This is a genomic window from Pseudomonas fulva NBRC 16637 = DSM 17717 (assembly GCF_000730565.1).
In the GTDB taxonomy this organism is placed as follows: domain Bacteria; phylum Pseudomonadota; class Gammaproteobacteria; order Pseudomonadales; family Pseudomonadaceae; genus Aquipseudomonas; species Aquipseudomonas fulva.
Genome location: NZ_BBIQ01000008.1, coordinates 25,990 through 38,663, shown reverse-complemented (window position 1 = coordinate 38,663; position 12,674 = coordinate 25,990). Strand labels below are relative to the sequence as shown.

The 12,674-nt window shown below is 63.1% G+C and carries 11 protein-coding genes; 6 read left to right on the top strand and 5 right to left on the bottom strand.

The annotated features are described in order from the left end of the window. Positions 1–82 precede the first annotated feature (82 nt). Both PFU01S_RS10020 and PFU01S_RS10015 read left to right on the top strand, forming a co-directional pair. On the top strand, positions 83–1,375 hold the full coding sequence (locus PFU01S_RS10020; RefSeq protein ID WP_248694593.1) for a carbohydrate porin: 1,293 nt from the start codon (positions 83–85) through the stop codon (positions 1,373–1,375). Between the two features lie 116 nt (positions 1,376–1,491). Further along, positions 1,492–2,346: a D-hexose-6-phosphate mutarotase gene (locus PFU01S_RS10015; RefSeq protein ID WP_023533397.1), complete on the top strand. Its 855-nt coding sequence runs from the start codon at positions 1,492–1,494 to the stop codon at positions 2,344–2,346. Here PFU01S_RS10015 and hexR read toward each other — a convergent pair. After that, the gene (hexR, locus tag PFU01S_RS10010; protein ID WP_173645906.1) at positions 2,339–3,202 is read right to left on the bottom strand and encodes a DNA-binding transcriptional regulator HexR; all 864 of its coding nucleotides are present in this window, start codon (positions 3,200–3,202) and stop codon (positions 2,339–2,341) included. The genes PFU01S_RS10015 and hexR overlap by 8 nt on opposite strands. A 211-nt stretch (positions 3,203–3,413) precedes the next feature. On the opposite strand from hexR, the gene zwf reads away from it, so the two are divergent. From zwf to PFU01S_RS09995, 3 genes are read left to right on the top strand one after another with little or no spacing between them, the layout of a single operon-like run. Continuing rightward, entirely contained in the window at positions 3,414–4,883 is a 1,470-nt protein-coding gene (gene zwf, locus PFU01S_RS10005) for a glucose-6-phosphate dehydrogenase (protein ID WP_027913791.1), read from the top strand. Next, positions 4,870–5,595 (top strand): 6-phosphogluconolactonase, encoded by a 726-nt coding sequence (gene pgl / locus PFU01S_RS10000; protein WP_420835086.1) that lies wholly within the window; start codon positions 4,870–4,872, stop codon positions 5,593–5,595. The genes zwf and pgl overlap by 14 nt, the downstream gene beginning before the upstream one ends. Positions 5,596–5,612: 17 nt before the next feature. Next, a complete protein-coding gene (locus PFU01S_RS09995; protein ID WP_023533406.1) occupies positions 5,613–6,293 on the top strand; it encodes a bifunctional 4-hydroxy-2-oxoglutarate aldolase/2-dehydro-3-deoxy-phosphogluconate aldolase in 681 nt (226 codons plus the stop codon). Positions 6,294–6,489: 196 nt separating this feature from the next. Here the strand turns inward: PFU01S_RS09995 and leuA are convergent, their stop codons facing one another. The 4 genes from leuA to PFU01S_RS09975 all read right to left on the bottom strand — a co-directional run bounded on the left by leuA (position 6,490) and on the right by PFU01S_RS09975 (position 11,764). Next, entirely contained in the window at positions 6,490–8,163 is a 1,674-nt protein-coding gene (gene leuA, locus PFU01S_RS09990; RefSeq protein WP_023533308.1) for a 2-isopropylmalate synthase, read from the bottom strand. A gap of 406 nt (positions 8,164–8,569) precedes the next feature. Further along, positions 8,570–9,397 carry a M23 family metallopeptidase gene (locus tag PFU01S_RS09985; protein ID WP_027913793.1) on the bottom strand — a complete coding sequence of 276 codons (828 nt, stop codon included), beginning with the start codon at positions 9,395–9,397 and terminating at the stop codon, positions 8,570–8,572. Positions 9,398–9,400: 3 nt separating this feature from the next. Continuing rightward, positions 9,401–10,780: an exodeoxyribonuclease VII large subunit gene (gene xseA, locus PFU01S_RS09980; protein ID WP_023533297.1), complete on the bottom strand. Its 1,380-nt coding sequence runs from the start codon at positions 10,778–10,780 to the stop codon at positions 9,401–9,403. 48 nt (positions 10,781–10,828) lie between these two features. Next, a complete protein-coding gene (locus PFU01S_RS09975) occupies positions 10,829–11,764 on the bottom strand; it encodes a LysR family transcriptional regulator (RefSeq protein ID WP_081783941.1) in 936 nt (311 codons plus the stop codon). 100 nt (positions 11,765–11,864) lie between these two features. Between PFU01S_RS09975 and PFU01S_RS09970 the strand changes: the two genes are divergently transcribed. Further along, positions 11,865–12,632 (top strand): sulfite exporter TauE/SafE family protein, encoded by a 768-nt coding sequence (locus PFU01S_RS09970; protein ID WP_028687074.1) that lies wholly within the window; start codon positions 11,865–11,867, stop codon positions 12,630–12,632. Positions 12,633–12,674 lie beyond the last annotated feature (42 nt).

Here is a 12,674-nt window from a genome sequence, read left to right as displayed (position 1 = left end):
AAGAAAAAGAGGACGCAACGCAATGGAACAGCGCAATCGTATTACCACCTGGGGCTCACTGGCGTTGCTTGCGCCGCTGGCGATGGCCGTCAGTACTGGCCTGCAGGCTGCCGAAGCTTTCTCCAGCGAGTCGAAATGGATGACCGGTGATTGGGGCGGCACCCGCACCGAGCTGCTGGAAAAAGGCTACGACTTCACCGTCGATTACGTTGGCGAAGTGGCCAGCAACCTCCACGGTGGCTACAACAACGACAAGACCGCCCGCTACAGCGACCAGTTCGCCTTGGGTGCGCACTTGGACCTGCAGAAGATCTTCGGCTGGCACGATGCCGAATTCAAACTGGCCATCACCGAGCGAAGCGGTCGCAACCTGTCCAACGACCGCATCAGCGACCCACGCGCCGGGCAGTTCAGCTCGGTGCAGGAAGTGTGGGGACGCGGCCAGACCTGGCGCTTGACCCAGATGTGGTTCAAACAGAAGTACTTCGACGGCGCGCTGGACGTGAAATTCGGCCACTTTGGGCCGGGGGAGGACTTCAACAGCTTCCCTTGCGACTTCCAGAACCTGGCGTTCTGCGGCTCGCAAGTGGGTAACTGGGTGGGCGGTATCTGGTACAACTGGCCCGTCAGCCAATGGGCGACGCGCGTCAAGTACAACGTCACCCCCGAGTTCTATGTACAAGTCGGTGCCTACGAGCAGAACCCGTCCAACCTGGAAACCGGCAATGGCTTCAAGCTGAGCGGCAGCGGCACCAAGGGCGCGATCCTGCCGGTGGAAATGGTCTGGACGCCGAAGCTCAACGGCCTGCCCGGCGAATACCGCCTGGGCTATTACTACAGCACCGCCGATGCCGAAGATGTGTACAAGGACGTCAACGGTAACGCCCAAGGGCTCAGTGGTTCGGGCTTCAAGTCGCACTCTAGCAAGCACGGCTGGTGGGTGGTGGCGCAACAGCAGGTGACGGCCCAGGCGGGCGACGTCAACCGCGGGCTGAGCCTGTTCGCCAACTTCACGGTGCACGACAAGGCCACCAACGTGGTCGACAACTACCAGCAGGTGGGCATGGTCTACAAAGGCGCCTTCGATGCCCGGCCCAAGGATGATATCGGTTTCGGTATCGCCCGCATCCACGTCAATGACGATGTGCGCAAGCGTGCGCGCCAGCTCAACGACATGAGCGGCATCAACGACTACGACAACCCAGGCTTCGTCCCGCTGCAACGTACCGAGTACAACGCCGAGCTGTACTACGGCTTCCACGTCACCAACTGGCTGACCGTGCGGCCGAACCTTCAGTACATCAAGAGCCCCGGCGGCGTAGATGAAGTGGACAATGCGCTGGTGGCAGGCCTGAAGATTCAGTCGTCTTTCTAAGTGCATTTGTTGTAAATTTACGCCAATCCCGTTTGGCGCCCGGCAACCACTGACCTGCAGTGGTTGCCGTGGACAGGCCAAGACAGCGCTACCTCAAACAACAAGAGCCCTGCACCATGCCTGAGCATCCGCTCCATCGCTTCTTCGCCGCGCGGCGGCCCCGGCCGACGTTCGAATGGGAGCGCTACCAGCAGCGCGATGTGCTGATCATCGATCACCCCCTGTGCCAGGCGGCTTTCAGTCGCCAGGGGGCACAGTTGCTGCATTTCCAGCCCACAGGTGAACGGCCCTGGCTGTGGTGCGCAGAACAGTGGCCACAGGTGGGCGCCATTCGCGGCGGGGTGCCGGTCTGCTGGCCCTGGTACGGGCGCCATCCCAGTGAAGACCTGTGGCCTGCCCACGGTTGGGCCCGCCTGCTGGACTGGAAGCTGATGGACAGTCATGAGGATGAGCAGGGCGTGGTCCTCAAGTGGCGCCTGGAACTGTGCGACTGGCAGGTCGACCTGGAGGCGCGGCTGGGCAGCCGCATGGAGTTGAGCCTGAGCACCGAGCATCAGGACAGCGAGCCGTGCCAGTTGAGTCATGCCTTGCTGGCCTACTGGCGTATCAGTGACGTGTCGGAGGTAGCGCTGTCCGGGCTCGAGGACATCGAGGGGTACGACCACCTCAACCGTCAGGCATGCCGCCAGGACGGGGCGCTCAAGCCCAAGGGCGGCTGCCAGCGGGTCTATCCGGGCATTCCGCGCGTGCAACTGCATGACCCGGCCTGGCAGCGCCAGCTGTGCATCGACACCGGCGACAGCGACGACACGGTCGTATGGCACCCCGGCAGCCGGCCGCTATTGGGGGTTACCGGGCGCGAGTGCCAGCGTTTCGTGTGTGTGGAGGCTGCCAGCGGCAGCGACGACGGCCTGAGCCTGGCACCGGGGCAGCGCGCGCACTTGAGTCTTCAGGCGCACCGGCTCAGCTGAGTTCGTCGTCCTCGATGGGGTAGCGACTGGCGTTGAGGCTTTCCTTGATTTTGCGCAGGTGTGGCTGGAAATCCACGCCCCGGCGCAAGGTCATGCCGGTGGCCAGCACATCGAGTACGGTCAACTGGATGATGCGCGAGGTCATCGGCATATAGATGTCGGTGTCTTCGGGCAGGGGGATGTGAAGGCTAAGGCTGCAGGCGTTGGCCAGCGGCGACCCGGCCGCTGTCAGGCCCAGCACCGAGGCGCCGTTTTCCCTGGCCAGACGGGCTACTTCCACCAGCTCGCGAGTACGCCCAGTGTAGGAAATGATCACGAACAGGTCGCCAGTATGGGTCACCGAGGCCAGCATGCGTTGCATCAGTACGTCGGCATGCGCCGACACTGCCAGGTTGAAGCGGAAGAACTTGTGCTGGGCATCCAGCGCCACCGGCGCGGAGGCGCCCAGGCCGAAGAAGTGAATCTGCCGAGCCTGGATCATCATGTCGACTGCGCGGCTGACCTGTTGGGGATCCAGCTGCTGGCAGGCACTGTCGAGCGAAGCGATGGCGCTGGCGAAGATTTTCTGGGTATAGGCCGCCGGATCGTCATCGGCCTCCACCGCACGGCTGACGTAGGCAGCGCCGCTGGCCAGGCTTTGCGCCAGTTGCAGTTTCAGCTCCGGGTAACCGCTGACACCGAATGAGCGGCAGAAGCGGTTGACGGTCGGTTCGCTGACCTTGGCCGCCTGTGCCAGCGCCGCGATGCTGAAGCGTGTGGCTTGTTGCGGGTTGAGCAGGATGACTTCGGCGACTTTGCGTTCGGCCTTGTTCAGCTCGTCGAGGCGTCCCTGGATCTGTTCCAGGAGGTTTCTCACGCGGTCCATGGGGTGTCCTTGGGTCGGGAAGACAGCCAGCTGAGGGAGCAGCAGGCCTGTTTGCAGGGTCGTCTATCGTACTGGCGGCGCCGATTGCGCACCACTCGTCTGTCATACATCCGAATAATGTTATGGTTTTTACTACATTTTTCCTTGAAAACCCTAACTGAAAACGGTATTTCTAAATCAACTTTAGGAAAGAACCAACATCATGGCTGCAATCAGTGTCGAACCTTGCACATTTGCCCTGTTTGGCGCCCTGGGCGACCTGGCCCTGCGCAAGCTCTTCCCTGCGCTCTACCAGCTCGACCGCGCCGGGCTATTGCACGCCCAGACGCGCCTGCTGGCGCTGGCGCGTGAGGCTGGCAGCGCCCAGGATCACCTGAACAGCATCGAAGCCCACTTGCGCAAACATGTGCCCGAGGCCGACATCGAGGCTCCGGCGCTCGAGCGCTTCCTGGCAAGGCTCGATTACCAGCACCTGGATTTTCTGCAGCCAGAAGGCTATCAGGCCCTGGCCGCGCAAGTGCCTGACGGGCATCCCCTGATCGCCTACTTCGCCACGGCCGCCGTTGTGTATGGTGCCATCAGCGAAAACCTGGACAAGGCGGGCCTGAGCGAGCGCACCCGTGTGGTACTGGAGAAGCCGATCGGTCACGACCTTGAGTCCTCACGCCGGGTCAATGATGCCGTGGCGCGGTTCTTTCCCGAAAGCCGCGTCTATCGCATCGACCACTACCTGGGCAAGGAGACGGTACAGAACCTGATCGCCTTGCGCTTCGCCAACAGCCTGTTCGAAACCCAATGGAACCAGAACTCCATCTCCCACGTGGAAATCACGGTGGCGGAGAAGGTGGGTATCGAGGGTCGCTGGGGCTACTTCGACAAGGCCGGGCAGTTGCGCGACATGATCCAGAACCACCTGTTGCAGTTGCTGTGCCTGATTGCCATGGACCCGCCGAGCGAGCTGTCGGCCGACGCCATTCGCGACGAGAAGGTCAAGGTGCTCAAGGCGCTGGCGCCAATCACCGGAGACGGGTTGAGCACGCGGGTGGTGCGCGGGCAGTACATTGCCGGCTACAGCGATGGCAAGCCGGTGCCGGGTTACCTTGAAGAAGACAACGCCAACAGCCAGAGCGACACCGAGACCTTCGTCGCTCTGCGCGCCGACATTCGCAACTGGCGCTGGTCGGGCGTGCCGTTCTACCTGCGCACCGGCAAGCGCATGCCGCAAAAGCTGTCGCAGATCGTCATCCACTTCAAGGAAACGCCGCACTACATCTTTGCCCCGGAACAGCGTTTGCAGGTGGGCAACAAGTTGATCATTCGCCTGCAGCCGGACGAAGGTATCTCCCTGCGCGTGATGACCAAGGAGCAAGGGCTGGACAAGGGTATGCAACTGCGCAGTGGCCCGCTGCAACTGAATTTTTCCGACGCCTGGCGTAGCGCGCGGATTCCGGACGCCTATGAACGCTTGCTGCTTGAAGTGATGCGGGGCAACCAGAACCTGTTCGTGCGCAAGGACGAAATCGAGTACGCCTGGAAGTGGTGTGACCAGCTGATTGCCGGCTGGCGCAACACAGGCGACGCCCCCAAGCCCTATGCTGCGGGCAGCTGGGGGCCAATGAGCTCGATTGCTTTGATCACCCGCGATGGGAGGGCCTGGTATGGCGACATCTGAAACATTGTCCGACTTGCAGTTTCCGACGAGCACCGAGGTGCATCAACTGCCCGACGCAAGCACCCTGGCTGACACATTGGCCAAGGGTGTGAGTGAGCGCCTGCGGGCGGCCATCGACGCTAAAGGCCAGGCCTGCGTCGTGCTGTCTGGTGGACGCAGCCCGGTGCCTTTTCTCGAGCAACTGGCCAAGCAGGACATGGACTGGAGCAAGGTGACGGTTAGCCTTGCCGATGAGCGCTGGGTGCCGGTGGAGCACGCCGACAGCAATGCCGGCCTGTTGGCCCGGCACCTGCTCACAGGGCAGGCCGCCCAAGCGCGCTTCATTGGCTTGTACCAGCAAGCGCCTTCGCTGGAAGAAGCTGCAGAGCAGGCCGATCGCGCCCTGGCCGATCTGCCGCCCATCGACGTGCTGGTACTGGGTATGGGTGACGATGGCCATACGGCCTCGCTGTTCCCAGCCAGTCCCAACTTGGCCGAGGGCCTTGATCCAAACAATCCCCGCCGTTGCCTACCGCTAATGGCGCCAACCGTTCCCCATCAGCGTCTTTCCATGACCCGATCGCTGCTGGCCACGGCAGGGTTCACCGCATTGTCCGTGCAAGGGCCAGGCAAACTCGCTACCCTGCGCGCCGCGCTGGCGGATGGCGACCTCGCCGAAATGCCCATTCGCGCTTTTCTTCACGCACCCCTGGACATCTACTGGTGCCCATGAGCCAAGGATCCACAGCAATGATCACCCTCGAACGTCCACAGCCCAAGCTCTCGATGGCCGACAAGGCCGCGCGGGTCGACGCCATCTGCGAAGCGGCGCGCATCCTGCCGGTGATCACCATCGCCCGCGAACAGGACATCCTGCCACTGGCCGATGCCCTGGCAGCCGGCGGTATCCGCACGCTGGAAGTGACCCTGCGTTCACAGCATGGCCTGAAGGCCATCGAAGTGCTGCGTGAGCAGCGCCCCGAACTGTGTGTAGGCGCCGGGACGGTGCTCGATCGCGCCATGTTTGCAGCCGTCGAGGCCGCTGGCGCCCAGTTCGTCGTCACGCCCGGCATTACCCAGGATGTGCTCCAAGCAGGTGTGGAGAGCGAAATCCCATTGCTGCCGGGTATCAGCACCCCGTCCGAAATCATGATGGGCTACGCGCTGGGCTACCGCCGTTTCAAGCTGTTCCCCGCCGAAATCAGCGGTGGCGTGGCGGCGATCAAAGCCTTTGCAGGCCCGTTTGGCGATATCCGTTTCTGCCCCACCGGCGGCGTCAACCCGGCCAACGTGCGCAATTACATGGCCTTGGCCAATGTGATGTGTGTAGGCGGCACCTGGATGCTCGACAGCAGCTGGATCAAGAATGGCGACTGGGCTCGCATCGAGGCCTGCAGTGCCGAGGCCATGGCGCTGGTGGACGGTCACTGAATTTCGTTGTGTGCTTTACGGCTTTTTGGGCGCTTGGTCGGCGCCCATTTTTTTGCCTGCCGTTTGCCGCTTGCGGGTGGTGAGCGCGTAGACGGTAGAGGTAAGTGTGCCTTTAGAACGTTGGGGCCGCAAAGCGGCCCCAACAATCCCGAGTCAACAACATCGGCTAAAGAGGCCGCTTTCTCCCTGACAGCACTCAGGCCGCCTTGGCCTCTTGCTGGCTCAGCGAGCGGTTCAGCGCGCTGAACAGGGCCTTGAAGCTGGCTGTGGTGATGTTTTCATCGATACCCACACCGTGCACAGGACGCCCGCCGGCTACACGCAGCTCGATGTAGGCCGCTGCCTTGGCGTTGGTGCCGGCGCCGATGGCATGTTCGTTGTAGTCCATGATTTCGACGGCAACCGGCAGGCCGGCAACCAGGGCTTCCAGAGCGCCATTGCCCTTGCCGCGCCAGTGCAGCGTGGTCTCGCCTTCGCCAGCGACTTCCACTTCCACGGCACTGTGGCCGTTTTCTTCCTGCAGGCGATGGCTGACCAGCGCGTATGGCGCATTGGCTTGCAAGTATTCCTTGTGCAGCAAGCTGTAGATCTGCTGCGCCGTCATTTCCAGGCCCAGGCGGTCGGTTTCGCCCTGCACAACCTGGCTGAACTCGATTTGCATGCGGCGCGGCAGGCTGATGCCGTATTCCTGCTCGAGCAGGTAGGTGATGCCGCCTTTGCCGGACTGGCTGTTGACGCGAATCACGGCCTCGTAGCTACGGCCGATATCGGCCGGGTCGATCGGCAGGTACGGAACTTCCCACAACTCGCCTTCCTGCTGCTTGGCCAGGCCCTTGCGAATGGCATCCTGGTGCGAGCCGGAGAAGGCTGTGTGCACCAGGTCGCCTACGTACGGGTGGCGCGGGTGTACCGGCAGCTGGTTGCATTCTTCGACGACCTTGCGCACACCGTCGATATCGGAGAAATCCAGGCCCGGATCGATGCCCTGGGTGTACAGGTTCAAGGCCAGCGTCACCAGGTCGACGTTGCCGGTACGCTCACCATTGCCGAACAGGCAGCCCTCGGCACGGTCGGCGCCGGCCATCAGGCCCAGCTCGGTCGCGGCGATGCCGGTTCCCCGGTCGTTGTGGCAGTGCAGGCTGATGATCACGCTGTCACGGCGGTTGATGTGGCGGCAGAACCATTCGATCTGGTCGGCGTACACGTTGGGCGTGGCGACTTCGACGGTAGCCGGCAGGTTGAGGATGATCTTGTGCTCGGGTGTAGGGTTCCACACCTCGATGACCGCATCGCACACTTCCTTGGCAAATTCCATCTCGGTAGCGCTGAAGGTTTCGGGCGAGTACTGGAATGTCCAGTGCGTGTCCGGCTGCTGTGCGGCGTATTTGACGAACAGCTTGGCCGCGTTTACCGCGATGTCCTTCACGCCCTGCTTGTCCTGGTTGAAGACGATGCGGCGGAAAGCCGGGCAGGTGGCGTTGTACAGGTGAACGATGGCCTTCTTGGCGCCGCGCAGGGACTCGAAGGTACGGGCAATCAGGTCTTCACGCGCCTGGGTCAGCACCTGGATGGTGGTGTCCTCTGGAATATGACCGTCTTCGATCAAGGTGCGGACGAAGTCGAAGTCGGTTTGCGAGGCCGAAGGGAAGGAGGCTTCAATTTCCTTCACGCCCACTTGCACCAAGGTCTTCCAGAACCGCAGCTTCTTCTCCGCATCCATCGGCTCGATCAGCGACTGGTTACCGTCCCGCAGGTCCGAGCTGCACCAGATGGGCGCCTCGGTGATGGTCTTGGACGGCCAGGTACGGTCGGGCAGGTCGATGGTGGGAAAGGCGCGGTATTTCTTCGAAGGGTCTTTGAGCATGGTCATGGAAGCAATCCTTTTATGTGCGGCCGAGATCGGGCCTGCCGAGCAGTAACGAGGTGGGGGCGAGGCGACGCGATTCAGCCTGGTAGTCGAGCGCTGACCAGGCAGAGGCTGCGATGTTGTCGGAGCAAGATGAGGGTGCTGAAGGTTTTCATGGCCTCAACCCTAACCAGTGGGCTGAGGGTTGGCAAGCGTTGAAAAAAAATTGAGAGAAATGCTCAAAAAAAGCGCTATTGCGAGATTTTCTTGTGGCTAGCATTTGAATGCTTTGCATCTGTTGCGCAGTATTTTTCTTTGGCGCAATGGTGTGTCAACCGTTCAGAAGGGCTTCAGATCTGCGTTGGCCCGGCAATCGCCGCCCGTTTCGTCGGGCGGCTCAAGGGTCTATCGACGCAGAGTCAGCCCTGCCTCAGGGCTGAAAGGCGCCGATGAAGATCGCCGGGTCAACACGCGCATCGTTCAGGCTGACGTTCCAGTGCATGTGCGGCCCGGTCGCGCGCCCCGTTGAGCCAACGCGCCCAACCACATCGCCACGACGCAGCTGCTGCCCGTTCTGCACGTCGATCCTGGACATATGGCAGAACATGCTGATGAAGCCCTGCCCGTGGTCGACGAACACCGTGCGGCCATTGAAAAAATAATCGCCTACCAGAATCACCTTGCCATTGGCTGGCGTCTTGATCGGCGTACCCGCTGGTACGGCGAAATCCAGGCCCGCATGGGGGTTGCGCTCTTCACCATTGAAGAACCGGCGCACGCCGAACTTGCTCGACAGCGGCCCATTGACCGGCTTGTCGAGGATCAGGTTGCTTGGCAATGCCGGGCTGAAGCTGCGGTAGGCCTTGATCTGCTCGGCCAGTTCGCGATCGATGCGCTTGAGGTCGGCCGGATTGGGGTTGACCTGGCGGGTGTTCTTCAAGGTGATGCGCTGTTCGGGGTACTGCTTGTGGCCCACGGTGAAGGGCAGGCTTCGGCTGCCTTGCTGCACCACCGCCTGCCCAGGCTTCTGGGTCAGGGGGATACCGACGATGGCCAACCAGTTGTCCTGTTCCTTGACCACCAGCACCGGCTTGCCATCGAAGCGTGCGCTGGGGGCACTGGCTGCCGGCCCCAGGTCGACCACTGCAACGCCGCCGGGCACCGGCTTGTTCAGCGTGCGGGTGATGTAGCTGGCCTGGGCTGTGGCGCTCAGGACGGTGAAGGCGAGGGCGAGCAGTGACGCGAGCAAGCGGGGCATGGGTCAATCCAGAAGTGAGAGCGTGACCGGAGTCAGGTGGTTATCTTCGACCCGCACCTGCAGCTCGCCTTCGTTGAGGCGTGCGGTGAGGCGCTGGCCGTTGCGCGTCTGTTCGGCGCTGCGGATGGCCTGGCCTTGTTCGTCGAGCAGAATGCTGTAGCCGCGCGCCAGCGTCGCCAGGGGGCTGACGATCTGCAGGGTCTGTAGCTGGGCCTGGAAGCGCTGGCGCCGGTCCTTGAGCACGTCGCGCATGGCCCGTGGCAGTCGCTCGGCCAGGCTGTCCAGGCGCTGGCCCAGCAGGGCCAGGGTGCGCCCGGGATGTTGCGCAGCCAGGCGCGTCTCCAGGCGCACCAAGCGCTCGCGGCGCTGATTGAGGTTGTGCAGGAAGGCACGGCGCAGGCGCATGTCCAGGTCATCAAGGCGCTGAGCCTGCTGACGCAGGCGTTCGCCCGGATGGCGCAAGCGGCGAATCAGCGACTCCAGGCGCAGGCGATCATGCACCAACCGGTTCTGCATGCGCAGGGTCAGGCGCCGTTGCAGGCCGTCCAGGCGATGCTGCAACCCGCTGCTGTCGGGGGCAAGCAGCTCGGCCGCAGCAGACGGGGTAGGGGCACGCACGTCGGCTACGAAGTCGCTGATCGACACGTCGGTTTCATGGCCCACGGCGCTCACGATCGGCGTCTTGCACGCGGCCACGGCGCGCGCCACGGCTTCCTCGTTGAAGCACCACAGGTCCTCCAGCGAACCGCCGCCGCGGGCCAGGATCAATGCGTCGAAACCGCGGCTGTCGGCCAGGCGAATGGCGCGCACGATCTGGGCGATGGCTTCGCGGCCCTGCACGGCGGTGGGGATCAGGTTCAACTCCACCTGGGGCGCGCGACGGGCGAACACACTGATGATGTCGCGGATCACGGCCCCGGTGGGGGAGGTGATGATGCCGATACGCTGGGGATGCGCAGGCAGCGCGCGCTTGCTGTCGGTGCTGAACAAGCCCTCGGCGCCAAGCTTTTCCTTGAGCGCCTCGAAAGCCAGGCGCAGCGCACCATCGCCAGCAGGCTCCACCGTATCGAGGATCAGCTGATAGTCGCCACGGCCTTCGAACAGGGACACCTTGCCGCGCACCCGTACCGCCAGGCCATCACGCAGTGCCTGGCGCACCCGCGTGGCGCTCTGCCGGAAGAGGGCGCAGCGCACCTGGGCACCGCTGTCCTTGAGGGTGAAGTACATGTGACCGGAGGCCGGCCGGGCCAGGTTGGAAATCTCGCCCTCCACCCACACGCTGCGGAAAACGTCTTCCAGCAGCACCCGGGCGCGGCCATTGAGTTGGCTGACGGTGAGCACATCACGGTCAAGGCCGAGGCGTTCGAAAGGGTCTTTGATCATGGGAAGGCACTATAAAGGATGAGGGGGCCGGGTGTCGTGCCCGGTCGATCAGGAGCTGACCTGGATCGCGGGTGCCTGCCCTGGCGTACCGATTGCCGAAGCTGCGCAGGTCATGTGTTCGATGAACTGGCTAACCAGCGGCCCGGCATCGCGACGGTGAGCGATGGCGACGGTGCTGACGCAGCCGGGGTCCGTCAGCGGGATGAACCGCAGCGCAGGAGGGGCGATGTCCTGCATGCAGCGTGGCAGCAAAGCCACCCCGAACCCCGCCTGGATCAGCTGCAACTGCGTGGTCTTGCGCGACACCACCCGCGCAGGCTGGGGAAAGAACCCCGCCGCCATGCACAGCTCGGCAGACAGATAGCTCAGGCCACCGCGTTGGTGGTGGGGAATGGAGATGAACGGCTGGCTCGAAAGCTCCGCCAAGGCGATGCAATCGCGCGCTGCCAGCTCATGGGTAGGGGCAAGCGCCAGCAGCAGGGGCTCTTCGAACAGCGGCTCGACGCACAACCCATCGTGCTGACGCAGCACCGGCAGTCTCAGCAACCCGATGTCCAGGCGACCTTCGGCCAGGGCTGCAAGCTGCCCTTCGGAGGACAGCTGGGCGATCTCCATGCTCACGCCTGGGTTGGTCCGCAAGTACTCACCCAAGTGCTCAAGCAACCGACCGGTCAGCGGCACCGTGCTGGAGTGGCTGATGTTCAGGCTGCCGCGCAGGCCCTGGCCAACGGCTCGGGCCAGCTCGCCAGCCTTGTCCAGGTCCAGCAGCAGGTTGCGCGCACGCGGCAGGAACGCCCGGCCCGCATCGGTCAGGCGAGGCAACCTGGCCGTGCGTTCGAACAACGCCGTGTCCAGCTGCAGTTCAAGCTCGCGCACCTGGCGGCTGAGGGCGGACTGGGCGACATACAGCCGTTCGGCCGCAGCACTGAAGCTGCCACATTCGGCAATTTCCACGAAGTAACGTAACTGACGGGTCGAGATCATGAGCGATGCCATTTCGAGATGGATCAAGGCGAGATTGCATATTAGCCGGCATGACACGGGTTTGGTTATGGTGCGCTGAACCTTCAAGGACAATGCGCCGATGCTTGCTGACTTCGCCATAGCACTACCGTTCTCGGTGCTTGACTGGCTACCCATCGTGCTGGGTATCGCGGCGGCCTATGTGGTGTTCGGCATCGCCGGCTTCGGCACGGCGTTGGTGGCAGGCCCGGTGCTGATCCATTTCATGCCGCTGTCGCAGATCATTCCCTTGCTGGTGTTGCTCGATTTCGTGGCGGCGTTCGGCAACCTGCTGCCCTCGCGGCGCGATGTGATACGGCGCGAATTGCTGCGCCTGCTGCCGTTCATGGCGCTGGGGTGCACCCTGGGCGTTGTGTTCCTGCTGCAGCTCAAATCGGACCTGCTGATGCTGCTGATGGGGCTGTTCATCACCGCCTATGCGCTCTACAGCCTGGCGCTGAAGGTACGCCCGGCCTCGCTTGCCGGGTGGTGGGCGGCACCAATGGGCACTGTGGGCGGGCTGTTCGGGGCCTTGTTCGGCAGTGGCGGCTTTCTCTACGCCCTTTACCTGAGCGCTCGCCTGCCCGACAAGGCGCAGGTGCGCGCCACCCAGAGCGCGTTGATCAGTTGCAGCACCCTGGTGCGCCTGACGCTGTTCCTGGTCGCCGGTGTCTACGCCGATCGACAACTGCTGCTGATGGCGGCCTGCCTGTTGCCGGTGATGGTCATCGGCCTGTGGGCTGGGCGCAGGCTCGCGCACAGGCTGTCACGCGAGGTCTTCGTGCGGCTGGTCACCTGGTTGGTGCTGGCCAGCGGCCTGGCGCTCATCGCTCGCTATGTGAGCGCTTGAGCAGGGGGTAGAATTGGCCGACTACCCGATCCAAGGCTTGTC

Excerpts from the sequence above, each read along its gene's own strand:
- PFU01S_RS09975 (WP_081783941.1), bottom strand. The coding sequence starts at position 11,764 with ATGATCTCGACCCGTCAGTTACGTTACTTCGTGGAAATTGCCGAATGT.
- zwf (WP_027913791.1), top strand. The coding sequence starts at position 3,414 with ATGGCTGCAATCAGTGTCGAACCTTGCACATTTGCCCTGTTTGGCGCC.
- PFU01S_RS10020 (WP_248694593.1), top strand. The coding sequence starts at position 83 with ATGGCCGTCAGTACTGGCCTGCAGGCTGCCGAAGCTTTCTCCAGCGAG.
- PFU01S_RS09985 (WP_027913793.1), bottom strand. The coding sequence starts at position 9,397 with ATGCCCCGCTTGCTCGCGTCACTGCTCGCCCTCGCCTTCACCGTCCTG.
- pgl (WP_420835086.1), top strand. The coding sequence starts at position 4,870 with ATGGCGACATCTGAAACATTGTCCGACTTGCAGTTTCCGACGAGCACC.
- PFU01S_RS09970 (WP_028687074.1), top strand. The coding sequence starts at position 11,865 with ATGCTTGCTGACTTCGCCATAGCACTACCGTTCTCGGTGCTTGACTGG.
- xseA (WP_023533297.1), bottom strand. The coding sequence starts at position 10,780 with ATGATCAAAGACCCTTTCGAACGCCTCGGCCTTGACCGTGATGTGCTC.
- PFU01S_RS09995 (WP_023533406.1), top strand. The coding sequence starts at position 5,613 with ATGATCACCCTCGAACGTCCACAGCCCAAGCTCTCGATGGCCGACAAG.
- PFU01S_RS10015 (WP_023533397.1), top strand. The coding sequence starts at position 1,492 with ATGCCTGAGCATCCGCTCCATCGCTTCTTCGCCGCGCGGCGGCCCCGG.
- leuA (WP_023533308.1), bottom strand. The coding sequence starts at position 8,163 with ATGACCATGCTCAAAGACCCTTCGAAGAAATACCGCGCCTTTCCCACC.